The organism is Arthrobacter sp. 05N425 (assembly GCF_056397125.1).
Genome location: NZ_JBFTMU010000004.1, coordinates 226,308 through 248,854 on the forward strand (window position 1 = coordinate 226,308; position 22,547 = coordinate 248,854).

The 22,547-nt window shown below is 69.6% G+C and carries 21 protein-coding genes; 6 read left to right on the forward strand and 15 right to left on the reverse strand.

Annotated features, from left to right (window positions below):
* Positions 1 to 158: 158 nt before the first annotated feature.
* Positions 159 to 1,265 carry a GTP pyrophosphokinase gene (locus AC1DGE_RS08715; RefSeq protein WP_476893452.1) on the forward strand — a complete coding sequence of 369 codons (1,107 nt, stop codon included), beginning with the start codon at positions 159 to 161 and terminating at the stop codon, positions 1,263 to 1,265.
* Positions 1,266 to 1,302: 37 nt separating this feature from the next.
* Here AC1DGE_RS08715 and AC1DGE_RS08720 read toward each other — a convergent pair whose 3' ends face one another.
* Complete coding sequence (locus tag AC1DGE_RS08720) at positions 1,303 to 1,743, reverse strand: protein-tyrosine phosphatase family protein (protein WP_476893453.1); 441 nt, start codon at positions 1,741 to 1,743, stop codon at positions 1,303 to 1,305.
* Positions 1,744 to 1,871: 128 nt separating this feature from the next.
* On the opposite strand from AC1DGE_RS08720, the gene AC1DGE_RS08725 reads away from it, so the two are divergent.
* On the forward strand, positions 1,872 to 2,165 hold the full coding sequence (locus tag AC1DGE_RS08725) for a DUF4287 domain-containing protein (protein WP_441419084.1): 294 nt from the start codon (positions 1,872 to 1,874) through the stop codon (positions 2,163 to 2,165).
* Positions 2,166 to 2,175: 10 nt separating this feature from the next.
* Here the strand turns inward: AC1DGE_RS08725 and AC1DGE_RS08730 are convergent, their stop codons facing one another.
* Positions 2,176 to 3,699: a SulP family inorganic anion transporter gene (locus AC1DGE_RS08730; protein WP_476893454.1), complete on the reverse strand. Its 1,524-nt coding sequence runs from the start codon at positions 3,697 to 3,699 to the stop codon at positions 2,176 to 2,178.
* Between the two features lie 198 nt (positions 3,700 to 3,897).
* Between AC1DGE_RS08730 and AC1DGE_RS08735 the strand changes: the two genes are divergently transcribed.
* The 3 genes from AC1DGE_RS08735 to AC1DGE_RS08745 all read left to right on the forward strand — a co-directional run bounded on the left by AC1DGE_RS08735 (position 3,898) and on the right by AC1DGE_RS08745 (position 6,121).
* A complete protein-coding gene (locus AC1DGE_RS08735) occupies positions 3,898 to 4,293 on the forward strand; it encodes a MerR family transcriptional regulator (RefSeq protein ID WP_476893500.1) in 396 nt (131 codons plus the stop codon).
* Between the two features lie 70 nt (positions 4,294 to 4,363).
* Positions 4,364 to 5,374, forward strand: coding sequence for a bile acid:sodium symporter family protein (locus tag AC1DGE_RS08740; protein WP_476917283.1), 1,011 nt, complete (start codon positions 4,364 to 4,366; stop codon positions 5,372 to 5,374).
* A gap of 147 nt (positions 5,375 to 5,521) precedes the next feature.
* Positions 5,522 to 6,121: a DUF6919 domain-containing protein gene (locus AC1DGE_RS08745; protein WP_476893456.1), complete on the forward strand. Its 600-nt coding sequence runs from the start codon at positions 5,522 to 5,524 to the stop codon at positions 6,119 to 6,121.
* Positions 6,122 to 6,135: 14 nt separating this feature from the next.
* Here the strand turns inward: AC1DGE_RS08745 and AC1DGE_RS08750 are convergent, their stop codons facing one another.
* The 5 genes from AC1DGE_RS08750 to AC1DGE_RS08770 all read right to left on the reverse strand — a co-directional run bounded on the left by AC1DGE_RS08750 (position 6,136) and on the right by AC1DGE_RS08770 (position 12,404).
* Positions 6,136 to 6,432, reverse strand: coding sequence for an antibiotic biosynthesis monooxygenase family protein (locus AC1DGE_RS08750; RefSeq protein WP_175322995.1), 297 nt, complete (start codon positions 6,430 to 6,432; stop codon positions 6,136 to 6,138).
* 211 nt (positions 6,433 to 6,643) lie between these two features.
* Positions 6,644 to 8,425 (reverse strand): acetyl/propionyl/methylcrotonyl-CoA carboxylase subunit alpha, encoded by a 1,782-nt coding sequence (locus AC1DGE_RS08755; protein WP_476893457.1) that lies wholly within the window; start codon positions 8,423 to 8,425, stop codon positions 6,644 to 6,646.
* Complete coding sequence (locus AC1DGE_RS08760; protein WP_476909626.1) at positions 8,425 to 10,131, reverse strand: 5-oxoprolinase subunit B/C family protein; 1,707 nt, start codon at positions 10,129 to 10,131, stop codon at positions 8,425 to 8,427. The genes AC1DGE_RS08755 and AC1DGE_RS08760 overlap by 1 nt, the downstream gene beginning before the upstream one ends.
* Positions 10,132 to 10,161: 30 nt before the next feature.
* Positions 10,162 to 11,535 (reverse strand): MFS transporter, encoded by a 1,374-nt coding sequence (locus tag AC1DGE_RS08765; RefSeq protein ID WP_476917284.1) that lies wholly within the window; start codon positions 11,533 to 11,535, stop codon positions 10,162 to 10,164.
* A 95-nt stretch (positions 11,536 to 11,630) separates the two neighbouring features.
* Entirely contained in the window at positions 11,631 to 12,404 is a 774-nt protein-coding gene (locus AC1DGE_RS08770) for a LamB/YcsF family protein (protein ID WP_476917285.1), read from the reverse strand.
* A 108-nt stretch (positions 12,405 to 12,512) separates the two neighbouring features.
* On the opposite strand from AC1DGE_RS08770, the gene AC1DGE_RS08775 reads away from it, so the two are divergent.
* Complete coding sequence (locus AC1DGE_RS08775; RefSeq protein ID WP_441419092.1) at positions 12,513 to 13,199, forward strand: GntR family transcriptional regulator; 687 nt, start codon at positions 12,513 to 12,515, stop codon at positions 13,197 to 13,199.
* A 30-nt stretch (positions 13,200 to 13,229) separates the two neighbouring features.
* Here AC1DGE_RS08775 and AC1DGE_RS08780 read toward each other — a convergent pair whose 3' ends face one another.
* From AC1DGE_RS08780 to AC1DGE_RS08815, 8 genes are all read right to left on the reverse strand, one after another.
* Positions 13,230 to 13,757 (reverse strand): hypothetical protein, encoded by a 528-nt coding sequence (locus AC1DGE_RS08780; protein ID WP_476917286.1) that lies wholly within the window; start codon positions 13,755 to 13,757, stop codon positions 13,230 to 13,232.
* Between the two features lie 101 nt (positions 13,758 to 13,858).
* Positions 13,859 to 15,040, reverse strand: coding sequence for a galactokinase (galK, locus tag AC1DGE_RS08785; protein WP_441419094.1), 1,182 nt, complete (start codon positions 15,038 to 15,040; stop codon positions 13,859 to 13,861).
* Entirely contained in the window at positions 15,037 to 16,179 is a 1,143-nt protein-coding gene (gene galT, locus AC1DGE_RS08790) for a galactose-1-phosphate uridylyltransferase (protein WP_476917287.1), read from the reverse strand. Before galT ends, galK begins: the two co-directional genes overlap by 4 nt.
* A 90-nt stretch (positions 16,180 to 16,269) precedes the next feature.
* Positions 16,270 to 17,172, reverse strand: coding sequence for an aldose 1-epimerase family protein (locus AC1DGE_RS08795; RefSeq protein ID WP_476917288.1), 903 nt, complete (start codon positions 17,170 to 17,172; stop codon positions 16,270 to 16,272).
* The gene (gene araA, locus AC1DGE_RS08800) at positions 17,169 to 18,689 is read right to left on the reverse strand and encodes an L-arabinose isomerase (protein ID WP_476917289.1); all 1,521 of its coding nucleotides are present in this window, start codon (positions 18,687 to 18,689) and stop codon (positions 17,169 to 17,171) included. The genes AC1DGE_RS08795 and araA overlap by 4 nt, the downstream gene beginning before the upstream one ends.
* Positions 18,690 to 18,725: 36 nt before the next feature.
* Complete coding sequence (locus tag AC1DGE_RS08805) at positions 18,726 to 19,436, reverse strand: L-ribulose-5-phosphate 4-epimerase (RefSeq protein WP_476917290.1); 711 nt, start codon at positions 19,434 to 19,436, stop codon at positions 18,726 to 18,728.
* Entirely contained in the window at positions 19,433 to 21,148 is a 1,716-nt protein-coding gene (araB, locus tag AC1DGE_RS08810; protein WP_476917291.1) for a ribulokinase, read from the reverse strand. Before araB ends, AC1DGE_RS08805 begins: the two co-directional genes overlap by 4 nt.
* A gap of 134 nt (positions 21,149 to 21,282) precedes the next feature.
* Positions 21,283 to 22,305, reverse strand: a complete 1,023-nt coding sequence (locus tag AC1DGE_RS08815) for a LacI family DNA-binding transcriptional regulator (RefSeq protein ID WP_441419100.1) — start codon at positions 22,303 to 22,305, stop codon at positions 21,283 to 21,285.
* Between the last annotated feature and the right edge of the window lie 242 nt (positions 22,306 to 22,547).

Sequence of the window (22,547 nt, forward strand, 5' to 3'; positions counted from 1 at the left end):
CGCCGCCGCTGCGGCCGCCAATAGAGTCCGACGCCGCACATCAGCCATCTGCAGAGCCTACCTTGGGCGCCGCGCGGCGCCGTTGAGGCCGGCGCTGTATTGCCGCCACACGGTGACGGGCCGGGCTGGCTGTCACAGCTGCGCCGTAAGCTAGGCCCATGGCTAGCAACTGGGAGCGCCTTGACCCCGCGCTGCGCGAATCCGTGCAGGACAACGTGGAACTCTATGAGCGGGTCCGTCCTGCCCTGAAACTGGTCACCCGCGAAGTGCTGCTGACGCTGCGTGCCATGCTCAAGGGCACGGAGGTGACACCGCTGTTCGTGACCGGCCGGACCAAGACGGTGGAGTCGTTCCGCGAGAAGATTTCCCGCATTGAGGAACCGCTGGAGCCGGGCGGGCCGCCGGTGCTGAAATTTCCGGACCCGTTCCGCACGCTCAATGACATGGTCGGCATCCGCGTCATCACCAAGCTCCCGGCCGAAAACGCCGTCGTCGCCAACCTGATCAAGCGCCAGCGCCAGCTCTTCGACTGCCGGGGCGACCGCGAGAAGGACATCGGCTCGATCGAGTCCGGAACCTACGGCTACTCCAGCCGGCACCTGATCCTGCGGACCATCCAGAATGATGCCGTCAAGGAGTACCAGCAGGCCTTCAACCCAGAGGCGCAGCCCAACGGCAGCTACTTCTTCGAATGCCAGATCCGGACGGTCTTCGCGCACGCCTGGAGCGAAATTGAGCACGACATCCGGTTCAAGGCCGAGGATCCGCGGGCATGGACCCCGCATTTCGACCGCCAGTTCACCGCCACGGCCGCCATGTTGGAGACCGTGGAGGGCGCCTTCGCGGACCTGCATGAGCGCTACGAGGAGGTCCGCAGCTACTGGGACATGGACGGCGAGGGCGCCGCGCAGCTCACCCCGAACCGGATCCGGGACGTCTGGCGGACACTGCTGCCGCACGTGGACCGCAAGGTCGACGACGACTGGGGCTGGGCCGCCGAGTTGATGGCCGCGCACGGCTTGAACCAGACCGTGCAGCTCGCGGGCCTGCTCAGCGCCAACCGGATCACCGAGGTCCGTAAGGCCCTGGACCACCGCTACTCCCCCGGCCCAGACCGGCTGCTGGACGACCTGCTGCTGTGGCAGTACGGAACGGCGCACATCGACCTCACCGCGGAACCGGCCGACGCCGTCCCGCACCCGCGGCGCGACAGCCTGCTGCGCCGGCTCAAGCAGATCGAGCGCTACCGGCTGACGCAGGGCTAGGGCTGGGGAATCGGCGCCTCGCCGATGCGTTTGCGGCTTAGGAAACTGCCCCGCCAAAGCGCCTGACGTAGCGACGCTGCCAGGGCGTCTCCACGGCGGTGCGCCGGTAGTTCCGCCGCACGAAGGCGACAGCTTCGGCGGGCGGGACGCCGTCGAGCACCGCGATGCAGGCAAGAGCGGTGCCGGTCCTGCCCCGGCCTGCCCAGCAGGCCACCTCGACCCGCTCCGTCTCCGCGCGCCGCCACGCCTCCCGGAAGGCGTCTAGGGCATCGGCGTCGTCGGCGGGAACATGCAGGTCCCGCCAGCGGACCCAGCGGGAGTCCCACTCCGTCGGATGCGGGCGACTGCCCAGCAGGTACAAGCCGAATTCGGGCCGTGGACCGGACGGGAACGGCGCCAGCAGGCCCCGGCCACGGATCAGGCGTCCGGAAGGAAGACTGAGCACACCGGGTTGACCCGGTTCCCATGTCTGCGCCATAGTCCCGAGCGTAGCCCCTCCCGGTACCCGGTTGAAGGACCCCAAATTAGGGCCAGACGGGTCTGGCGGTAACCGATCCCGGTCCTTAGAGTGGCCGGAACTCAAGAACCGCTGAAGGGAATCCAAGGATGTCATTCCAGGCGTACCTCGACACGATCGAGGACAAGACCGGGCTTACTCCCCGCCAGCTCCTCGAGCTCGCCCGGCAGAAGGGCTTCGCGGACGCGCCCGCGCAGGCCGGGGAGATCCTCGACTGGCTGAAGACGGATTACGGGCTGGGCCGCGGCCACGGGATGGCACTCGTCCACGTCATCCGGCAGGGCCCCGGCATCAGCAGCAAGCACGTTGGCGCCACCGGCGCGCACAGCGACGAGTCTGACACGCTCTGGCTCGACGGGAAGGCGTCCAAGCCGTCCTCGTAGCGCCCGGTTCCTAGTGCCCGGCGCCGAGTTTGCCGCCGAGGCGTTCGCGCATGTGGACGCTGGCGTCGTTGAGGCCGACGACCAACACGTCCTTGCCGTGTTGGTGGTACTTCTCGGTGATGGCGTCCAGCGCCGCGATGGTGGAGGCATCCCACAGATGTGAGGCATGCAGGTCGATGACCACGCGCTGGGGGTCCAAGGCGTACTCGAACTGGGTATAGAGGTCGTTTGAGGAAGCGAAGAAGAGTTCCCCGTCGACCCGGTAGGTGGCGACGGGGCCGCCGTCGACCTCTGCCACGGTGCGGTGCACGGTAACGAAGTGAGCGACCCGGCGGGCAAACATCACCATCGCGACCAGCACCCCGACGCCGACGCCGATCGCCAGGTTGTGGGTGGCGACGGTGACGATGACGGTGGCGACCATGACGGCGGTTTCGCTCTTGGGCATCATTTTCAGGGTCCGCGGACGGATACTGTGCCAGTCGAAGGTGGCCACGGAGACGAAAATCATCACAGCAACGAGCGCGGCCATCGGGATCAGCGAGACGATGCCGCCCAAGGCCACCACCAGGATCAGCAGGAAGACACCGGCCAGGAAGGTGGAGATCCGGGTGCGGGCGCCGGAGGCCTTCACGTTGATCATGGTCTGGCCGATCATTGCGCAGCCACCCATGCCGCCGAAGAACCCGGTGACGACGTTTGCCACGCCCTGGCCCCAGGCCTCCCGGGTCTTGGGCGAGCGGGTGTCCGTGATGTCATCGACCAGTTTGGCGGTCATCAGGGATTCGAGCAGCCCCACGAAGGCCATGGCGAGGGCGAAAGGGAAGATAATTTGCAGGGTCTCGAGCGTGAAAGGCACGTTCGGGATGAAGAGCGCGGGCAGCGAATCGGGCAGTGCGCCCTTGTCCCCCACGGTAGGGACGGCGACGGCGGCGAACACCGTGATGAGCGTCAGCGCCACGATAGCGACCAGCGGGGCAGGGACTGCCTTGGTGAGCTTGGGCAGCCCGAACACGATCAGCAGCCCCAGCGCCGTCAACGGGTAGACCAGCCACGGGACGCCGATCAACTCCGGCAACTGCGAGAGGAAAATCAGGATGGCCAGCGCATTGACGAAGCCCACCATCACCGAGCGCGGGATGAAGCGCATCAGCTTGGCAACCCCGGAGAGTCCCAGGATGATCTGGAACAGGCCGGCCAGGATCACCGCGGCGACTAGGTAGTCCAGCCCATGGGACTTCACCAGCGGGGCGATCACCAGGGCGACGGCTCCGGTCGCAGCCGAAATCATTGCCGGCCGGCCGCCGACGAAGGAGATGGTGACGGCCATGGTGAAGGACGCGAAGAGCCCGATTCGCGGATCGACGCCGGCGATAATCGAGAAGGCGATCGCCTCCGGGATCAGGGCCAGCGCGACGACGAGTCCGCCCAGGACCTCTGTCTTCAGCCGCCGAGGGGACAGCAGGGCGCCCCGGACCGATTGCAGCTGTTCGGGAGTGAAGGCCGGGGAATTCCCGGCGGTTTTGACGGCCATCGCTGGCTCCGTTCAGGGTCAGGAGGCGCGGCAGGGCCCCTCAGTTGCGAAGAATGCGGGGGCGCAGCACTGCGCCGGCAGGGAGCGGGACCGGCCTTGGCGGTCGCACCACTCCCCACAAACTCTACCCTAACGTGATGGTAGAGTTTCAACCGGACGAAGGAAGGGGCCCCATTGACGGACGCGAGCCGCAGCACCATGCACATCGGCGAACTGGCAGAACGCACCGGACTGTCCTTGCGGACTATTCGCCATTACGACGACGTCGGGCTGCTCCCCGCGACGGCCCGCACCGGGGGCGGCTTCCGGGTCTATTCCGAGTCTGACGCCGCGCGCCTGATGCTGATCAAGCAAATGAAACCGCTGGGCTTCTCCCTCGAGGAGATGGCCGAAATCCTGGGCCTGCTAAGTACGGAGGCCGCCGGCCCCGCTGACACTGCTGGCGCCGACGCCCGGCTGGCTGAATTCCTGGAACGGGCCGAACACCAGCGCGCCAAGATGGCCCGCAACCTGCGCCAGGCGGAGGAGTTCATCGCCATGCTGGGCCAGCGAACCCCGTCGCCTAACCCCGCTAGCCCGGCACCGGGGCTTTAAATCTGACATACTCGTCCGCCGATTGGTCATAAAGTGGCCGCATGGCGGACGCTGGTGGCACCATGCTTGGATGCTTGAGGCAACCAAATCCCCACAGTCCGCACCGGAGTCCCGCACTGACGCGGCCACCCCGGTCAATCCGGCCCTCGCCGCCGAGGCGAAGATCGCCCGCATTGCGGTCAGCGTTTTCCCGCTCCTGGTGGTGGTGGCCGGCGTCGCCGGTTTCCTCCTGCCGGGCGCCTTCAAACCGCTCGCTCCGAGCGTGCCGTACCTGCTCGGCATCATCATGTTCTGCATGGGCCTGACCCTGACCCCGCCGGACTTCGCCTCCGTGGCGAAGCGCCCCTGGGCCGTGGTGCTGGGCATCGTGGCGCACTACGTCATCATGCCCGGCGCCGGGTGGCTGATCGCCCAGGCACTGCACCTTGAGCCGGAACTCGCCGTCGGCCTGATCCTGGTCGGCTGCGCCCCGTCGGGCACGGCGTCGAACGTGATGGCGTTCCTGGCCAAGGGCGATGTGGCCCTCTCGGTGGCCGTCGCCTCCGTGTCCACGCTGATCGCCCCGATCGTCACACCTTTGCTGGTGCTCTTCCTGGCCGGGTCCTACCTTCAGATCGACGCCGCAGGCATGGTGCTGGACATCGTCAAAACCGTGCTGCTGCCGGTAATCGCCGGCCTGCTGGCCCGCCTGTTCCTGAAGAAGGTCGTCGCCAAGGTGCTTCCGGCGCTGCCCTGGGCCTCCGCCGTCGTCATTTCGCTGATTGTGGCAATCGTCGTGGCGGGCAGTGCGAACAAGATCGTGGCCGCCGGCGGCATCGTCTTCCTCGCCGTGGTGCTGCACAACGGCTTCGGCCTGGGCCTGGGCTACCTGGCCGGAAAGCTCGGACGCCTGGACGACAAGGCCCGCCGCGCCCTGGCCTTCGAGGTGGGAATGCAGAATTCCGGCCTCGCGGCGACGCTGGCCACGGCCCACTTCAGCCCGCTGGCGGCCCTGCCGTCGGCCGTGTTCTCGCTCTGGCACAACATCTCCGGCGCCATCGTGGCCGCCTGGCTGGCCCGGCGCCCGCTGCGCGAGGCCTGATTCCCGCCGGGGCCCTTCCCGGTTCACATCGATTGCTCCGGCAGCCGTTCCGTGACGCGGCGCTAAATCTGCCTTGCGGTGGAAGCTCGGGGTCAGCAGGATGAAGTAGACCGGATTCAATGCACGGCAGGGAGGTGGAACTCGCTCATGGACGACCAGTACACAACTGAACGGGACAGCTTCGGCAGGCTGCTGGCGGACCGGCAGGTCTGGCGGCAGGCCACCACGATCCCAGCAGCCGGCGAACTGACGGCACGCTGGCTGGAGGGCCGGAGCCAGTACCAGCCCGGAACGTTCACCCCCGGCATCGATGCGGAGACGGAGGCGATCGCCGGCCAGCTGGCGGCACTCAACCGGAACGGGCTGTTCACCAAGGAGTCGCAGCCCGGGCTCCGCGAGGGCGGCAACGTCCAGCGGGCCTACGTGACGGGCTACTGCACCCCGGAGTCGGCGGGCAGCCTTCTGGACCTCTCCTCGCGGACGGAACTGGTGACGGTGGCACACGCCCCGGGGGAAATGAGCCGCGCCTCGATTCCCGTGACACTGCAGGACGCCGAGATCGTTACCGTGCTGGGCACCAGCGAAAGCCCGATCGAAGCGGACCAGCTCAAAGACTGGTCCGCCGAGGCCAACGAATCGCTGGCGCTGGTGCTGGCCGAGTCCTGGTACGTCGAGATTTTCGACCCCGTCTGGGGCCGGGACGGTGTGCTGCTGGCTGCCGTGCTGGACGCACTGGCACAAAGCTGACGACGGCGGCTGCCTCAGCCGATGCTGGCTGCCTCGTCGAGCGTGCGCGATTCGAAGTGCTCCAGCATCTCGCGCATTGCGTCCACCCCCTGGGTGAAGGTGGCTGATGCCCGCCACTGTTCAATCTGTTCGAGTGATTCCCAGGGGCCGGTGCTGATGAACCGGTTCCTGACGTCATGGTCGTGCATCAGCACGGCCTTGGTGTTGGGATAGTCCTCCTGCGTTTTCCTCGCCAAATCCCGCCAGGCCTGGACAAAATCATTCTCGCGTCCCGGGTGGACCAGCCAGATTCCAAGCGTGTAGACAGACATGGCTGCCGCCTTCCATTCTCCGTACGGGGTTGATACCGCCGATTATGTTCCCGGGACGCGCGTGGCGGTAGGGCCGGACTGCCCGGCGGTGCGGCCGAAAGCTCGGAAGGCGGCCCGCTCGACGGACGAGCATGCCCAGCCCTGAGCGCCGGGGTTGGACATAGTGGCACTATGTCCACCCGCCGGCTCGGGAGGTGGGCATGTCCCGCGGCTACCCGATCAGCGCCAGCACCGCTCCGGCCGTGACCACGCCGCCGGCTTCGGCCCGGACGTCGGTCACCGTTCCGTCCCGGTGTGCGGCAACCTGGGTTTCCATCTTCATCGCTTCGAGCACGACGACGGGTTCCCCCGCCGCGACCTCGGCCCCCGGCGCGACGAGCCACTTCACCACGGTCCCGGCCATGTGGGCCCGCAGTTCCCCCGGATCCGCGGGCGCGGCAACGCCGCCGTCGGACGCGGTCCCCGGTGAGCCCTCCAGCGAGCCCCCAAGCGAAACTCCGCCAGGCAGCGCCCGGCCGGACCGCGCCCAGCCGTCCAGCAAATCCGCCGGCAGCCCGACGGCGAGCCGCTTGCCGTCGACCTCGACCGTGATGGTGCGGCGTTCGCCGTCGGGCGCAGTGGTGCTGTAGCCGGGGTCGGCCGGAATCCGGTCAGCGAAGTCGGTTTCGATCCAGCGGGTGTGGATTCCCAGCCCGGCCTCGGAGGTGAAGTCCGGGGACTCCAGCACGGCCCGGTGGAACGGCAGCACGGTGGCCACCCCGGTGATGCTGAGCTCCGCGAGGGCGCGGCGGGCGCGGCGCAGGGCCTGCTGCCGGTCCGCGCCGGTGACGATCAGCTTGGCCAGCAGCGAGTCGAACTGCGGCGGGACAAACGAGCCGGAGCGGACGCCGGAGTCGAGCCGGACCCCAGGGCCGGTGGGGCCGGAGAACCCGGTCACGGTGCCCGGCGAGGGGAGGAAGCCGCGGCCCACGTCCTCGGCGTTGAGCCGGAATTCGAAGGAGTGGCCGCGGGGTGCCGGGTCCCCGGTGAGGCGCAGCGGCTCCCCGGCCGCGATGCGGAACTGCTCCTGCACCAGGTCGATCCCGGTGGTTTCCTCGGTGATGGGGTGCTCCACCTGCAGGCGGGTGTTGACCTCCAGAAAGGCGACCGTGCCGTCGGCGGCGACGAGGAATTCCACCGTGCCGGCGCCGGAGTAGCGGGCTTCCCGGCAGACCGCCTTGGACGCCTGGTAGATCTGCTCGGTCTGCGCCTCCGTGAGGAAAGGTGCGGGGGCTTCCTCGACGAGTTTCTGGTGCCTGCGCTGCAGCGAGCAGTCGCGGGTCCCGACGACGACGACGTTCCCGTGGGTGTCCGCCAGGACCTGGGCCTCGACGTGGCGCGGCCGGTCGAGGTAGCGCTCCACGAAGCACTCGCCGCGGCCGAAGGCGGCGACCGCCTCGCGGACGGCGGAGTCGAAGGCCTCCTCGATTTCGTCGAGCGCGCGGACCACCTTCATGCCGCGGCCGCCGCCGCCGAAGGCCGCCTTGATCGCGATCGGCAGTCCGTGCTGCTCGGCAAAGGCGCGGGCCTCGGCGGCGGAACCGACCGGACCGTCGCTGCCGGCCACGAGGGGTGCCCCGGCGCGGACGGCGGTTTCGCGGGCGGTGATCTTGTTGCCAAGCAGCCGGATGGCGTCGGGCGCGGGCCCGATCCAGGTCAGTCCGGCGTCGAGGACGGCCTGGGCGAACTCGGCGTTTTCGGACAGGAAGCCGTAGCCGGGGTGGATGGCGTCGGCGCCGGATTCGGCGGCCGCGGCCAGCAGTTTGGGGATGTTCAGGTAGGTGTCGGCGGGCGAATTGCCGCCCAGGGCGAAGGCCTCGGCCGCGGCGGAAACGTGCACCGCATCGGCATCGATGTCCGCGTAGACGGCGACGGACGCCAGCTGGGCGTCGTCGCAGGCCCGGGCGATCCGGACGGCGATTTCGCCGCGGTTGGCGATCAGGACCTTGCGCATCAGTTACTCACTTCTTCGTCGGGGGCTTGTTCGGCGGGGATGTCGGCGGGGCTGTGGTCGGAGGTGGCGGGGCCGGTGGTGCCGGAGTCCGCCCAGCGGAAGCGGATGGTCCCGCCGATCGGGACCTGCGCGGCGAGGTCCAGTTGCGAGTCGACGACGACGGCGATCACGGGGTAGCCGCCGGTGATGGGGTGGTCGGCGAGGAAGAGCACCGGCAGGCCTTCGGGCGGGACCTGCAGCGCACCCGCGACGGTCCCTTCGCTGGCCAGCTCCCCGTCCCGGGTGCGCTGCAGCGGTGTTCCGTCGAGCCGCATGCCCACCCGGTTGGACTGCGGCTTGACCAGCCACTCCTGGGCGGTAAGCGACTCCAGCGCCTCGGCGTCGAACCAGTCAGCGCGCGGGCCGGGGACGACGTCGAGCACGGTCACCCCGGTGCCGGGGAACTCGGGCTGCAGTTCCGGGTGGCCGACGACGCCGGACTCGGAGTCGCCGCCGGAGGCCAGGAGCTGCCGCGCGGTCAGCGGCGCCGGGCCGATCCCGGACATCGTGTCGGTGGAGCGGCTGCCGAGGACCGGGGCGGCATCCACGCCGCCGCGGACCGCGAGGTAGCTGCGGAAGCCGCTCTCCGGCGCGCCGATGCTGAGCGTCTCGCCGTCAAGCAGGGCGAACGGGGTGGCCATCGGCACGGTACGGCGGTCGGGCTCCGCGTCAGGGCGGCCCGGGGTGGTGATGGCCAGTTCCGACGGCGCCCCGGCGACGGCCAGGACCTGGTCCCCGACGGCCTGGACCGTGAGCCCGCCGGCGGCGGTCTCGATCGCCACTGTCTCAATACCGGCTGCGCCGGGCGCGTTCCCGACCAGCCGGTTGGCGCGGCGCAGCGAGGCGCGGTCCAGGGCTCCGGCGGCGGAGACACCCAGTCCGGAGTGGCCGTGGCGTCCGAGGTCCTGGATCAGGCTCTGCAGGCCGGGCGAGACGATCCGGAGTCCCGAAGTCACCTCCGGCGCGGGGGTCTCGGGCTGCGGTTCCGGGGCAAGCGCCACCGTCTCCCGGACCGCGCGGAACTGGATCCGGTGGCCGGGCGCGGCCAGGGCGGGCTGCTCGCGGTCCAGGTCCCACATCCGGGCGGCGGTGTGGCCGATCAGCTGCCAGCCGCCGGGTGAGCGGCGCGGGTACACGGCCGAGTACGTTCCGGCCAGCGCCACGGCACCTGCGGGAACGGCGGTGCGCGGGGAACTGCGGCGGGGAACGTTGAGGACTTCGTTCTCCCCGACGAGGTAGCCGAATCCCGGGGCGAAGCCGGCGAAGGCCACCGTCCACTGCTGGCGGCAATGGGCGGCGATCACGCCCTCGATCCCGAGCCCGGTCAGCTCCGCCACTTCGGCGAGGTCCGCGCCGTCGTACACGGTGTCGATGACCACGAGGCCGCCGTCGCGCTGCACCGGGGCGGTGAGGTCGAGCTGCAGCAGCTGCGCGGCGATCCGGCGGGCGGCGACGGGCGAGTCGGCCGTAACCATGACGGTTTCGGCGGCGGCGAGCACGTCCAGTTGCCCGGGCAACGGGTGCTCAAGGAGCAGCGCCTGCAGCGCCAGCACGCCTTCGGTGCCGGTGAGTTCTGCGAGCACCGCGCGGGTGCCCACCGCCCGCACCGCGTTCACTTTGTGGACGGCCGCCTGCCGCGCTGCCACCGTTTCCATTGCTGTCTCCATCATTGCCGCCGTCTCCAGGGTCCGCGCCGTTTAGGCGCGGGCTTCCTGCAGCAGCCGCTCTTCCTCGGCTGTCTGCGGGTTCCGGCCGATCGCCAGGCCTACCACCGTCACCACGGCGGAGACCGCGAGGTAGCCCGCGATCAGGAACCAGTTGCCGGTGGCGGCGTAGAGCGCCGTAAAGACCAGCGGGGCAATGGCGCCGCCGATCACGCCGGCGAGGGTGTAGGCCAGCGAGCTGCCGGCGTAGCGCAGCCGGGCCGGGAACTGCTCGGTGATGTAGGCGGCCTGCGGGCCGTACATGAACGCGTGGAAGGCAAGGCCGATTACGACGCCGATGGTGAGCATCAGCACGGACTTGCCTTGGATCATCAGGAAGAACAGCGGGATGTAGAGGGCCGTGCCAACGGCGGCGATGCCGTAGACGAGGCGCCGGTTGAAGCGGTCCGTCAGCGCGCCGGCGGCCGGGATCAGGGCGAGCTGGAAAGCCGAGCCGATCAGGATGGCGCCGAGGACGTTGCCGGTGGTCATGCCCAGCTGCTTGGTGGCATAGAGGGCGACGAAGACAGTGAAGAGGGAGTAGAGCACGTCGGGGCAGATGCGGGACAGGGCGGCTGCCAGCAGCGCGCGGGGTTCCTTGGTGAAGACCTCTTTGATGGGGGCCTTGGGGGCCTCGCCGTGGGCCTGGATGGCCTTGAAGACGGGGGTTTCTTCGAGCTTGAGTCGGATCAGGAGGCCGAAGACCACCAGCAGGGCGGAGGCCAGGAAGGCCACGCGCCAGCCCCAGGACAGGAACGCCTCGTTACTGAGGGTTGCCGCGAGGAGGGCCAGCACACCGTTGGCCATCAGGTTGCCGGCCGGCGGGCCGATCTGGGCTGCCGAGGACCAGAAGCCGCGCTTGCGGGCGTCGCCGAATTCGCTGGAGAGCAGGACGGCTCCGCCCCATTCGCCGCCGACGCCGATGCCCTGCGCCAGGCGCAGCAGCACCAGGATCGCCGGAGCCGCGACGCCGATCGCGGAGTAGTCGGGGAGGGCGCCAATGAGCACCGTGGCGACGCCGATAAGCATCAGTGTGACCACCAGGACGTGCTTGCGGCCGATCTTGTCGCCGAGYCGGCCGAAGATGACGCCGCMGATCGGGCGGGCCAGGTAGCCGACGGCGAAGGTGGAGAAGGACAGCAACAGGCCGACCAGCTCGTCGCCCACCGGGAAGAAGATCTTGGGGAAGATCAGCGCCGACGCCACGGAGTAGATCGCGAAGTCGTAGTACTCCAGCGAGGTGCCGGTGAGGCTTGCGATGTAGGCCTTGAGGGCGCCAGGGGGCAGGTTCCTCTTGCCGGGCCTCTTGCCGGGCCTCTTGCCGGGCCTCTTGCTTGCGGCCGGGGCGGCCTGGTGCGGTGCGGTCATGATGTTCCTCCAGATGCGGGTGCTGCCTGTGCTGGGTGGGTGTGCTGAAGTCGCGCCGGGCTCAAGACGCAGCGCCGGTGAGGCTGTTGGTGTTCCTAGATGAATGAGGCGGTGCCGATGCCGGCAGCGCTAAGCGCTTCGCGAACCGCGGCTGCCATGGCTACGGCTCCCGGGGAGTCGCCGTGGACGCAGATGCTTTCGGCCCGGATTTTCAGGATGGAGCCATCGATGGTGCGGACGGCTGAATCGGTGGCCATCCGGAGGACATGTTCGGTGACCTCGGTGTGGTCGTGCAGCACGGCTCCGGGGAGGGTGCGGGAAACCAGGGTGCCGTCGCGGTTGTAGGCGCGGTCCGCGAAGGCTTCGGTGACCGCCCGGATCCCGGCCGCCTCTGCCAGGCGAAGCACTTCCGAGCCCGGCAGGCCCAGGATGGGCAGGTTCGGATCCACGGACTTCACCGCGTCGACGACGGCCCGCGCCTGCGCGGTGTGCGCGACGATCGCGTTGTACAGGCCGCCGTGCGGCTTGACGTAGCTGACCTGGCCGCCTTCCGCGGCGGCCAGGGCCTGCAGCGCACCGATCTGGTAGACGACGTCGTCCGCCAGCTCGTTCGGATCGATGTCGAGGAAGCGGCGGCCGAAGCCGGYCAGGTCGCGGTAGCCGACGTGGGCGCCGATCCTGACGCCGGCGGCGACCGCCTCGCGGCAGGTCCGCCGGATGACGCTGGGGTCTCCGGCGTGGAAGCCGCAGGCCACATTGGCGCTCGAAACGGAGCGGAACATTGCTGTGTCGTCACCGAGGCTCCAGCGTCCGTAAGACTCGCCGACGTCGCTGTTCAGGTCGATGGTGTTTAGCCCGGTGTGTGCCATTTGTGATCCTCGTCTCAGTGCTTGGCCCCCTCTTAGGATGCACTATCCCGTCGGATTGTTCAACAATCCGACGATTCCTGTTTTGGACAATCGTGTACATTCGGCACTATGACGACTTCCGAAGCCGGTCCGCGCGCCCTGGCGGCCGCGGCGCGGCTGCGCATCGCCGTCCCCTCCGTGGCGGACCGGGTCGCGGCCGAACTCCGCCAGCAACTGGCCGACGGAGTGCTGCTGCCGGGCACCCGGCTGACCGAGTCGACGATTGCCGAAGACCTGGGCGTCTCACGCAACACCGTGCGGGAGGCCTTCGCCGAACTGGCCGCGGAGCGCCTGGTGGTCCGGCAGCCCAACCGCGGAGTGTTCGTGGCCAGCCTGGCCCCCGGCGACATCCACGATGTGTACACGGTGCGGCGCGCCGTCGAGGTCGCAGCCCTGCGCGGCGGAGGCACTCCGGAGCGGGTGGCCGCGGTCCGTGCCGCGGTCGAGGAAGGCAAGGCCGCGGCGGCCGCCGACGACGAGGAGGCTCTGGGCACCGCCAACCAGCACTTCCACCGCGCGATCGTGGCGCTGGCTGGCAGCCGCCGACTGGACACGATCATGTCGCAGGTTCTCGCCGAGATGCGGCTGTTCTTCCACAAGGCCACCGTGGACGCGCACTTCTACCGGAGCTACCTCGACGACAACGAGCACATCTGCGCCGCACTGGAAGCCGGCGAGCCTGACCGCGCAGCGGAGCTCCTGCTGGCCTACCTCGACCGCTCGGAACAGAAGCAGAGCGCCGTCCACGGCGCGTGAGGTCCCCGGGCGGCGGCCGTCAGGCGGATGTCACAGGCATTCGTCCACGATCTTGCCGGCCACTCCGCCAATGATGGTGCCAAGCGCGGCACCAGCGGCCCCCCCGAGGATGCCGCCGATCGCGGCGCCCGCCCCCGCCAGGGTCTCCTGCCAGTTCCCGCCGGACTTTTTGTAGACAACGCCGGTGCTGCCTCCGCCACCGTCCTCCGTAACGTCGCCGGACAGATAGGAGCCGGCCGACGCCGATGCGAAGGCGAGCGCTACCGGGCTGGCACCTGGTTGCAGGAGCAATTGGTCATAGGATTTCCGGACCTCGTGGTACGCCGCGGATGCCTCCTTCTTGCCGGAGCTGGCGGCAAATCCTTCCTCACAGATCCGGACCAGGACCGGGAGGTCCGCTTCCGTGATCAGCCCCATCTCCAGGAGTTTGTCCAGGATGATTTTGGTTGCCTTCAGCCGGTCGCCTTTGGCCTCCCGCATGATGCGTGCGGTCTCCCGTGAAACCGCGAACTGCAGGTCTCCTGCACCGACTCCCAGCACCTGCTTTTTGTCCAACATTGTGCCCACCTCCATCAACTAGCGTCCTGCAAGTGCGCACAGGTTACGCCCGGGGAGGGGCTTCCGGAAGGCCCCGCGGGTTCCGCGACAGACCCCCCGGCTCAGAGCCGCCGGGCTCCCGCGGCGGGGCGCGCGGCAAAGATCTCCGGCGCCCCGAATCCCTGCCCGGCAAAGGCCCGCAGCACGGCCTCTTCCACTCCCCGGGCTTCGGCCGCGGGAACCAGCGCGATGGCGGAGCCGCCAAACCCGCCCCCGGTCATCCGGGCACCGATGGCCCCGGCGCCGCGGGCGGCGTCCACCGCGAGGTCCAGTTCCGCGCAGGAAATCTCGAAGTCGTCCCGCATGGAGCGGTGGCTCGCGTCCAGCAATTCGCCGATCGCCGCTGCGCCCCGGCTCTCCAGCAACGCGACGGTCCGTGCCACGCGGTCGTTTTCGTGGACGATGTGGCGGACCCTCCGGAAGGTTTCCCCGTCGAGAATACTTTCGGCGCGGGTTAGATCAGTGACGTCGAGGTCCCGCAGGGCACCCACGCCCATCAGCTCGGCACCCCGGGCGCAGGAGGCCCGCCGCGCCGCGTAGCCTCCGTTGGCATGGGCATGCGAGACCTTCGTGTCGATCACCAGGCACACCAGGCCGGCCCCCTCCAGTCCCAGCGGTACCCGGCGAAAGCTTCCGTCGCGGCAGTCCAGGTAAACCGCGCAGTCCTGGGCGCCCAGCATCGAGGCGTACTGGTCCATGATCCCGGTGGGGGCTCCGACCACGTTGTTCTCCGCCCGCCGCCCGACGTCCGCCAACTCGGTGGCGCCCAACTTCGCCCCGGCGAGCTCGGCGAGGGCGGATGCGACGGCGCACTCCAGCGCCGCCGACGAGGAAAGCCCCGCGCCGACCGGGACGTCCGAGGACACCAACAGCTCGAAGCCCGGGACGGAAACCCCGGCCCGCCCGAGCTCCCAGGCAACGCCGGCCGGGTAGGCGGACCAAGCCCCCGCTGGCCCGGGTGCGAAGGTGGCGGGGTCGAAGGTGTTCAGGTCAAACTCGACGGGCGCCGCCCCGGCGAAGGCGGATGCCAGCAGCACGCGGCGGTCATTGCGTGCGGCCACCGCGACCGTCGTCGCCCGGTCGATCGCGAACGGCAGGACCAGGCCCTCGTTGTAGTCGGTGTGCTCGCCGATCAGGTTCACCCGGCCCGGAGCCTGCCACAGCCCGTCCGGGGCATGCCCGAAGTGCGCGGTGAAGGCGTCGGCAAGCTTTACGGCGGGTCCCGCGGTTTCCGTCGGTGTCATGGCGTTCCTATCCTGCCCGGGACGGTGTCCCGCAGCGCGGCGGCGACCTGTTCCGGTGTGGTGTCGTTGATGAAGGCGCCCATCGCGGCCTCGGAGCCGGCGAGGAATTTGAGCTTGTCCGCGGCCCGGCGTGGCGAGGTGATCTGCAGGTGGAGGTATCCGGAGCGGCGCAGGACCGGGTCCACCGGAGCCTGGTGCCAGGCGCTGATATACGGCGTCGGGGTGCCGTAGAGACCGTCGAGGCGGCCCAGGAGGTCCGGATACAGCACGGCCAGCTCGTCGCGTTCGGCACCGTTCAACGCCGCGAGGTCGGCCACCTGGCGGTGCGGGACGAGGTGGATTTCGAGCGGCCAGCGCGCCGCGAACGGCACATAGGCGCTGAAGTGCTCGCCTTCGACCAGCATCCGCGAGCCGTCGGCCCGTTCGCCGGCCAGGATGTGCCCGGTGAGGGTCCGTCCCGTGTCCGCGAGGAAGGCCTCGGCGGCCCTGGCCATCACCGCGGCCCGCGGCGTGAGGTACGGGTAGGCGTAGATCTGCCCGTGCGGGTGGTGCAGGGTCACGCCGATGTCCTGGCCGCGGTTTTCGAAGCAGAACACCTGCTGGACCCCGGGCAGGGCGCTGAGGGCTTCGGTACGGTGCGCCCACGCGTCGATCACGGTGCGGACCCGCCGGGTGCCCAGATCGGCGAAAGCGCCGGTGTGGTCAGGGGTGAACGCCACCACTTCACAGCGGCCGCCGGCAGTCCCGCGGGTTCCCCAGCCGGGCGAGGACGGTGCGGCGGCGAGGTCTGGCCCCAGCGAGGGGAAACGGTTTTCGAAGACGACGACGTCGTAGTCCGGCGCCGGGATCTCCGAGGGCCGGTCCGGGGTGCTGGGGCAGAGCGGGCATTCGTCCGCCGGCGGCAGGTGCGTCCGGTGCTGGCGGTGGGCCGCCACCGCCACCCACTCCCCGGTCAGCGCGTCGAAGCGGAGCTCACCGGAGGGGCCCCGCTCGGGCAGCGCCCGGGAGTCTTCCGTGCGGCGCTGCTGGGCGCGCGCGCCGTCGTCGAAGTAGAGCAGCTCCCGCCCGTCGGCGAGGCGCGTGCTGCTGACCGCCGTCAGCGATGCGGGGGCATCTTCCCGGCTGGTGCTGCTGGTCATGGTGTCGTCCTTGCGCGGATTGGGTGAAGCGGAATTGGGAGGGCGGAAATCGGGGAGGCGGGATGCGAAACGGGGCCGGGCGGGCCGCCTCTAAACGGCGAAGATGCTCCACGAGGCCCGGTGCGAGGCCCCCGGCTCCAGCCGCACCAGGTCCTGTCCGCTGTTGAAGGCATCCGGCGGGCAGCTCATCGGCTCGACGGCGAGCCCGGCCCTGCCGGTCGCGGGCGGCTCGGTGTCGCCGGTGAACAGCTGCAGCCAGGGCAGGCTCCGGTCCCAGGACATTCCGGCGCCGTTGCCGCCGGGGTCCCGGACGGTCAGCCGGGCGCGGCCGGCGTCGTCGAAGCCCAGCCCGGTGAAGGCGTTGTCGATCTTCGTCGCGCCGATGGGACGCGGGGTGCGGAAGTTGAAGGCGTGCCCGCGCACCGGCTGCGGCCCTAGGGGCAGGCGCCGTTCCGGATCGGCCGTCAGGAAGGTGTCGGCCGAAAATTCCAGGGTCCACTCGTCCAGCGGTGCGGGACCGGCCAGCAGGTACGGATGCGGGCAGATGCCGTACGGCGCGGCCCGGTCCCCCGTGTTGGTGGCGGTCACCTCGGCGTGCAGGCCGTCCGCGTCCAGCCGGTAGCTGGCGGTGAGCCGGACCGCGAAGGGGTAGCCCGGCGCCGGGCCGAGGGTGCAGGCCAGCACCAGCGAGGACTCCCCCCGGGCCTCGGCTGTCCAGTCCTCGCCGAGGCCCAGGCCGTGCAGGGCGCAGCGGCGTTCGGGTTCGTTGACCGGCAACCGGTGGCTTCCGCCGTCGAAACTGTAGCGGCCGTCGGGAATCCGGTTCGGCCAGGGGGCCGCGATGATGCCGCGGAAGTCCGGGATCGGGCCGCCGGCCGGGAACGGGAGCACCAGATCGCGGTCCCCGTGCCGCAACTGGCGCAGGGCGCCGGCCCGCGCGGTAAACACGGCACTGTACCCGTCCGCCTCGATCCGGTGGTCGGCCCAGGTCACAGGCCGCCGGCCAGCCGGTAGTACGCCGCATTCCAGTTCAGTTCCTTCTTGAACTGCTTGATCGTGGTGCCCTCGTCGATGGCCAGCAGCTCGGTGCGGGCGATCTCGGCAAAGTCCTCGAAGACCTCCATGCCGACGGCGGTGGTCAGGACGGTGTGGTGGGCCGCGCCGGCGGTCAGCCAGGCAGTCGCGGAGGTGGCGAAGTCCGGCTTAGGCGACCAGAGGGCGCGCGCCACAGGAAGCTTCGGCAGCGGTTCGTCCAGGTCCACGACGTCGACGGCGTTCGCGACCAGGCGGAAGCGGTCGCGCATGTCCGAGAGCGCCACCACGACGCCGGGCCCGGCGTCCGTGTCGAAGACCATCCGGACGGGGTCCTCCTTGCCGCCGATGCCGAGCGGGTGGATCTCGACGCGCGGCTTGGAGGCGGTCAGCGAGGGGCAGACCTCCAGCATGTGGGCGCCCAGGATTTTCTCCTGGCCGGGGGTGAGGTGGTACGTATAGTCCTCCATCAGGGAGGCGCCGCCGGGCAGGCCGGCGCCCATGACCTTCGCCGCGCGGACCAGGAGCGCGGTCTTCCAGTCGCCTTCGGCGCCGAAGCCGTAGCCGTCCGCCATCAGCCGCTGGACGGCCATGCCGGGCAGCTGCCGCAGCGCGCCAAGGTCCTCGAAGGAGGTGGTGAACGCGGCGGAGCCGTTGGCCTCAAGGAAATGCCGCAGGCCCAGCTCAATCCGGGCGCTGTAGCGCAGCGACTCGTGCCGCGCTCCCCCGGCCTTCAGCTCGGCGGCCACCTCGTAAAGCCGCTCGTACTCCGCCACCAGCGCGTCGACGTCGGACTCCGCGGCGCCGTGAACGGCGTCCGCGAGCTCGTTGACGGACCAGGTGTTGACCGAGACGCCGAAGCGCAGTTCGGCCTCGGTCTTGTCGCCCTCGGTGACGGCCACGTTGCGCATGTTGTCCCCGAAGCGGGTCAGTTTGAGCGTCCGCACCGCGGCCCAGCCGGCGGAGGCGCGCTGCCACACCCCCACCTGGCGGGTGACCTCGGGGTTGGACACGTGGCCCACCACCGTCTTGCGCGGGATGCCCAGCCGCGACTGGATGTAGCCGAATTCCCGGTCGCCGTGCGCGGCCTGGTTCAGGTTCATGAAATCGAAGTCGATCTCCGCCCAGGGGAGTTCCACGTTGGTCTGGGTGTGCAGGTGCAGCAACGGCTTGCGCAGCAGGTCTAGGCCCTGGATCCACATCTTCGCCGGCGAGAACGTGTGCATCCAGGCGGTCACGCCAATCACCGCGTCGTCGGAGTTCGCCTCGAGGGCGGTCCGCCGGATCGCGTCCGAGTCGGTCAACACGGGTTTCCAGACCACCCGGACCGGGACGTCGGAGGAGCTGTTGAGCTGGCGGGCGATCTCCTGCGACTGCTCCGCCACCTGCTTTAGGACGGCTTCGCCGTAGAGGTGCTGGCTGCCGGTGAGGAACCAGACCTCGTAGGGCTCAAGGGAGGTGTTGTGGGCGTGGGTCATGGGTTTCTCCTGGAAATTCTTGGGCTGGTCCGGGCCCTAGCGGCCGTAGACGTTCTGGTAGCGGGCGTGCAGGGCCTCGATCTGGGCCTGGTCGATCGGCAGCGGTTCGCCGAGCTGGCGGGAGATGTGCACGGTGCGGGCCACTTCTTCGCACATCACGGCGGCCTTGACGGCCGCGCGGGCGTCCGCACCGATGGTGAAGGGTCCGTGGTTCTGCATCAGCACCGCCGGGGAGTGCGAGCCGGACAGGGTCTCGACGATCCCGCGTCCGATCGCGTCGCCGCCGATCAGGGCAAACGGTCCCACCGGGATGCTGCCGCCGAATTCGTCGCCCATCATGGTCAGCACGCAGGGGATCGCTTCGCCCCGGGCCGCCCACGCGGTGGCGTAGGTGGAGTGGGTGTGGACCACCCCGCCCACCTCCGGCATATGCCGGTAGACGTATGCATGCGCGGCGGTGTCCGACGACGGCGTGAGCTCCGGGTTTTGCCACTGCGCCGGGGAACCCGCGGCCGCGGTTACGGGGTTGCCGTGCAGGTCCGTGACCACCATGAGGTCAGGGGAGAGCTCGTCGTAGGAGACGCCCGAGGGCTTGATCACCATCAGGTCGTGGCCGGGGACCCTGGCCGAGACGTTGCCGGCGGTCCAGACGACCAGTTCGTACCGGGTCAGTTCGGCGTGCAGGGAGCAGACTTCCCGGCGGAGCCGGGCGATGGTTTCCGGCAGATCTTCCGCTCCGGAGCTCATGCCGGGACCCCCGCGGACAGCAGCGGGGCGGCGGCTTTGCGCTGGATCGCCTTGAGCCGGTGCATGACCTCGTTGGCTCCCCTGCCGAAGTAGTCGTGCAGGGCCCGGTATTCGTGGAACAGTTCCTCGTAGGCTGCCACGTTTTCCGGGATCGGCGTGTAGACCGCTCCCGGTTCGGCGCCCATGGCTTCGGCCGCGGACCGGACGTCGGGGTAGCGGCCCGCGGCGACGGCCGCATGGATCGCCGCACCGAGCGCCGGGCCCTGCGTGGACCCGATCGTGGAGAGCCGCAGCCCCGTTACATCGGCGTAGATCTGCATCAGCAGCTGGTTCTTGATCAGTCCCCCGGCCACAATGAACTCGCGGACCGGAACCCCGGAGTCCCGGAAAGCGTCCACGATCGTGCGGGTACCGAACGCCGTCGCCTCCAGCAGGGCCCGGTAGGTGTCTTCGGGGCGGGTGGCCAGCGTCTGGCCGACAATGACGCCGGAGAGCTCGTGGTCGACCAGGACGGAACGGTTGCCCGAGTGCCAGTCCAGGGCGATCAGGCCGTGTTCGCCGATCGCCTGGCGCGAGGCGAGTTCGGTGAGGTACTCGTGGATGCCGAGCCCCCGTCCGGCTGCCGCTGCGTGGTATTCGGGCGGAACGCCGTTGCCCGTGAACCACCCGAAGATGTCGCCCACACCGCTCTGGCCCGCCTCGTAGCCCCAGAGTCCGTCCACGATCCCGCCGTCGACCGCACCACACATGCCCGGCACCTCGCTCAGCTCGGTCCCGTTCATGACGTGGCAGGTGGAGGTGCCCATGATCGCGACGAGCTGTCCGGGCTCGACTGCGCGGGCTGCCGGGGCGGTGACATGGGCGTCCACGTTGCCGACGGCGACGGCGATCCCCGCCGGCAGCCCGGTCCAGGCGGCGGCCTCGGCCGTGAGGTAGCCGGCTGCGTCGCCGAGCCGGCCGATCGTGTGCTCCAGCTTGCTGCTGACGAAATCCTTGAAGTCCGGGTTGAGCGCAGCCAGGTAGTCCTCCGAGGGGTATTTGCCGTCCTGGTAGATGCCCTTGTAGCCGGCCGTGCAGGCGTTCCGGACGTAGCTTCCGCAGAGCTGCCAGACGATCCAGTCCGCCGCCTCGACCCACCGGTCCATGGCCGCGTAGACCTCGGGGGCTTCCTCCAGGAGCTGGAGGCCCTTGGCGAACTCCCATTCGGAGGAGATCAGGCCGCCGTAGCGCGGCAGCCATTCCTCGCCGCGCTCCCGGCCGAGGGCGTTGATCCGGTCCGCTTGCGGCTGCGCCGCGTGGTGACGCCAGAGCTTGACGTAGGCGTGCGGGCTGTTCGCGAACTCCGGCAGTTCGTTCAGCGGCGTCCCGTCGGCCTTGACCGGCACCATGGTGCAGGCGGTGAAGTCGGTGGCGATCCCGACGACGGCGGCCGGATCGATCCCGGCGTCGGCGACGGCAGCGGGGACCGCGTGCCGGAGGACGTCACGGTAGTCGTCGGGAACCTGCAGCGCCCAGTCCCCCGGCAGACGGGCGGCGTCAGCGCCGGCCAACTCGGCGGGGAGGGTGTCGGTCAGGACGGCGTGCGGGTAGTCGAAGACGCCGCTGCCGAGTTCCTTGCCGTCGCGCACCCGCACCACCACGGCCCGGCCGGAGAGGGTGCCGTAGTCCACCCCGATGACATAGTTTTCGGTGCCGTCAGCTGTGACGTCCATGAAATCCTCCAGTTACGTGCCCGCCAGACCGCGGGCTGAGCTCAATTGTGAGCGCTAACACTTTGGCTGTCAAGGAGTGCGCCGGCTTGGGTGCGCAGCCGGCGGCGGCAGTCGGGGATTGCGGGCGGGGCGGACTAGGCGATGCTGGCGGTGCTCGCGCGGACTACCAGCTCGGGCGCCACTACGGTATTCCCGCTCGGCGCACCGTGCTCGATCTGGGCCAGAATCACGTCCACGCAGCGCCGCCCCAGCTCCCGGAAGTCCTGCCGGACGGTGGTCAGGGGCGGGGTGAAGTACGCGGCCTCGGGCTGGTCGTCGAAGCCGACCACCGAGACATCCTGCGGCACCCTGACACCGGCCTCCGTGAAGGCCCGCAGCAGGCCCAGTGCCATCTGGTCGTTGCCCACCAGGACCGCAGTGGCGGTGCGGTCGGCGGCGAGCTTGCGGCCAAGCCGGTACCCGCTGCCGGCACTCCAGTCGCCCTCCAGTTCAAGGTCCGGTTCGAGTCCCATCTCCGCCAGCTGCTCGCGCCAGCCCTGGGCGCGCGCGTGGGCATCCATCCAGTCCCGCGGTCCGGAAATGTGCCCGATCCGGCGGTGCCCCTCGCTGATCAGGTGCGCCACCGCCATGCGGGCGCCGAGCTTCTGATCCACCATGGCGCCGCTGAACCGGCCGGGGCTGCCGGCGCCCACGACGACGACGGGCACCTGGAGGTTGAGGCTCTCGAGGGTCTGGACTGTTCCGCCGTGCGGGACGATCACGATGATGCCGTCGGCGCCCTGGTCGGTGAAATGCCGGACGGCGTCGGCGATGGAATCCGCGCTGGAGTCCTTGAGGGCCGCAATGCTGACAAAGTACCCGGCCTCCCGGGCGGCCTGCTGGACCCCCACCAGGGTGTTTGCCGGGCCGTACTGCGCGAGCTCGACGCCGAGGACCCCGATGGTCTGGGAGCGGCGGGTGACCAGGCTCCGGGCCGCGGTGTTGCGCCGGTACCCGAGCTCGGCGATGGCTGCCTCGACCCGGTCCCGGGTGGCCTTGCTGACGTTGGGGTGGTTGTTGACCACCCGCGACACCGTCTGGTGGGACACGCCGGCCCGCGAGGCCACGTCCTCAAGTCGTGGCGGACGTCGTTCGTTAGCGTTCCCCGGCTGAGGCATCTTCCACTCCCTGTGCAATGTGTTGTCAACATCCTACGGCCGGAGCCGAAGCCCCCTCGGCCGTGCCAATTCTGTGACTTGACTCACAAGCCGGGCCGGTGCTACGTTCATCAAACAGACTTGTTAGCGCTAACACAAGCGGGCACAATCTAGGCTCGTCGGGACATGGCTAACCGGACCTCATCCATACTGGGCTCTCTAGTTGCGCAGGCGCTTCCAGAGCCCGTATCAGTTCGCGGACT

What these genes read in the sequence shown, in the direction of transcription:
- araB (WP_476917291.1), bottom strand. Translation starts at nt 21,148, where the DNA reads ATGGACGTCACAGCTGACGGCACCGAAAACTATGTCATCGGGGTGGAC.
- AC1DGE_RS08775 (WP_441419092.1), top strand. Translation starts at nt 12,513, where the DNA reads ATGACGACTTCCGAAGCCGGTCCGCGCGCCCTGGCGGCCGCGGCGCGG.
- AC1DGE_RS08715 (WP_476893452.1), top strand. Translation starts at nt 159, where the DNA reads ATGGCTAGCAACTGGGAGCGCCTTGACCCCGCGCTGCGCGAATCCGTG.
- AC1DGE_RS08735 (WP_476893500.1), top strand. Translation starts at nt 3,898, where the DNA reads ATGCACATCGGCGAACTGGCAGAACGCACCGGACTGTCCTTGCGGACT.
- AC1DGE_RS08730 (WP_476893454.1), bottom strand. Translation starts at nt 3,699, where the DNA reads ATGGCCGTCAAAACCGCCGGGAATTCCCCGGCCTTCACTCCCGAACAG.
- AC1DGE_RS08780 (WP_476917286.1), bottom strand. Translation starts at nt 13,757, where the DNA reads ATGTTGGACAAAAAGCAGGTGCTGGGAGTCGGTGCAGGAGACCTGCAG.
- AC1DGE_RS08805 (WP_476917290.1), bottom strand. Translation starts at nt 19,436, where the DNA reads ATGAGCTCCGGAGCGGAAGATCTGCCGGAAACCATCGCCCGGCTCCGC.
- AC1DGE_RS08750 (WP_175322995.1), bottom strand. Translation starts at nt 6,432, where the DNA reads ATGTCTGTCTACACGCTTGGAATCTGGCTGGTCCACCCGGGACGCGAG.
- AC1DGE_RS08720 (WP_476893453.1), bottom strand. Translation starts at nt 1,743, where the DNA reads ATGGCGCAGACATGGGAACCGGGTCAACCCGGTGTGCTCAGTCTTCCT.
- galT (WP_476917287.1), bottom strand. Translation starts at nt 16,179, where the DNA reads ATGACCAGCAGCACCAGCCGGGAAGATGCCCCCGCATCGCTGACGGCG.
- AC1DGE_RS08815 (WP_441419100.1), bottom strand. Translation starts at nt 22,305, where the DNA reads ATGCCTCAGCCGGGGAACGCTAACGAACGACGTCCGCCACGACTTGAG.
- araA (WP_476917289.1), bottom strand. Translation starts at nt 18,689, where the DNA reads ATGACCCACGCCCACAACACCTCCCTTGAGCCCTACGAGGTCTGGTTC.
- AC1DGE_RS08745 (WP_476893456.1), top strand. Translation starts at nt 5,522, where the DNA reads ATGGACGACCAGTACACAACTGAACGGGACAGCTTCGGCAGGCTGCTG.
- AC1DGE_RS08755 (WP_476893457.1), bottom strand. Translation starts at nt 8,425, where the DNA reads ATGCGCAAGGTCCTGATCGCCAACCGCGGCGAAATCGCCGTCCGGATC.
- AC1DGE_RS08725 (WP_441419084.1), top strand. Translation starts at nt 1,872, where the DNA reads ATGTCATTCCAGGCGTACCTCGACACGATCGAGGACAAGACCGGGCTT.
- AC1DGE_RS08760 (WP_476909626.1), bottom strand. Translation starts at nt 10,131, where the DNA reads ATGGAGACAGCAATGGAAACGGTGGCAGCGCGGCAGGCGGCCGTCCAC.
- AC1DGE_RS08740 (WP_476917283.1), top strand. Translation starts at nt 4,364, where the DNA reads ATGCTTGAGGCAACCAAATCCCCACAGTCCGCACCGGAGTCCCGCACT.
- galK (WP_441419094.1), bottom strand. Translation starts at nt 15,040, where the DNA reads ATGACACCGACGGAAACCGCGGGACCCGCCGTAAAGCTTGCCGACGCC.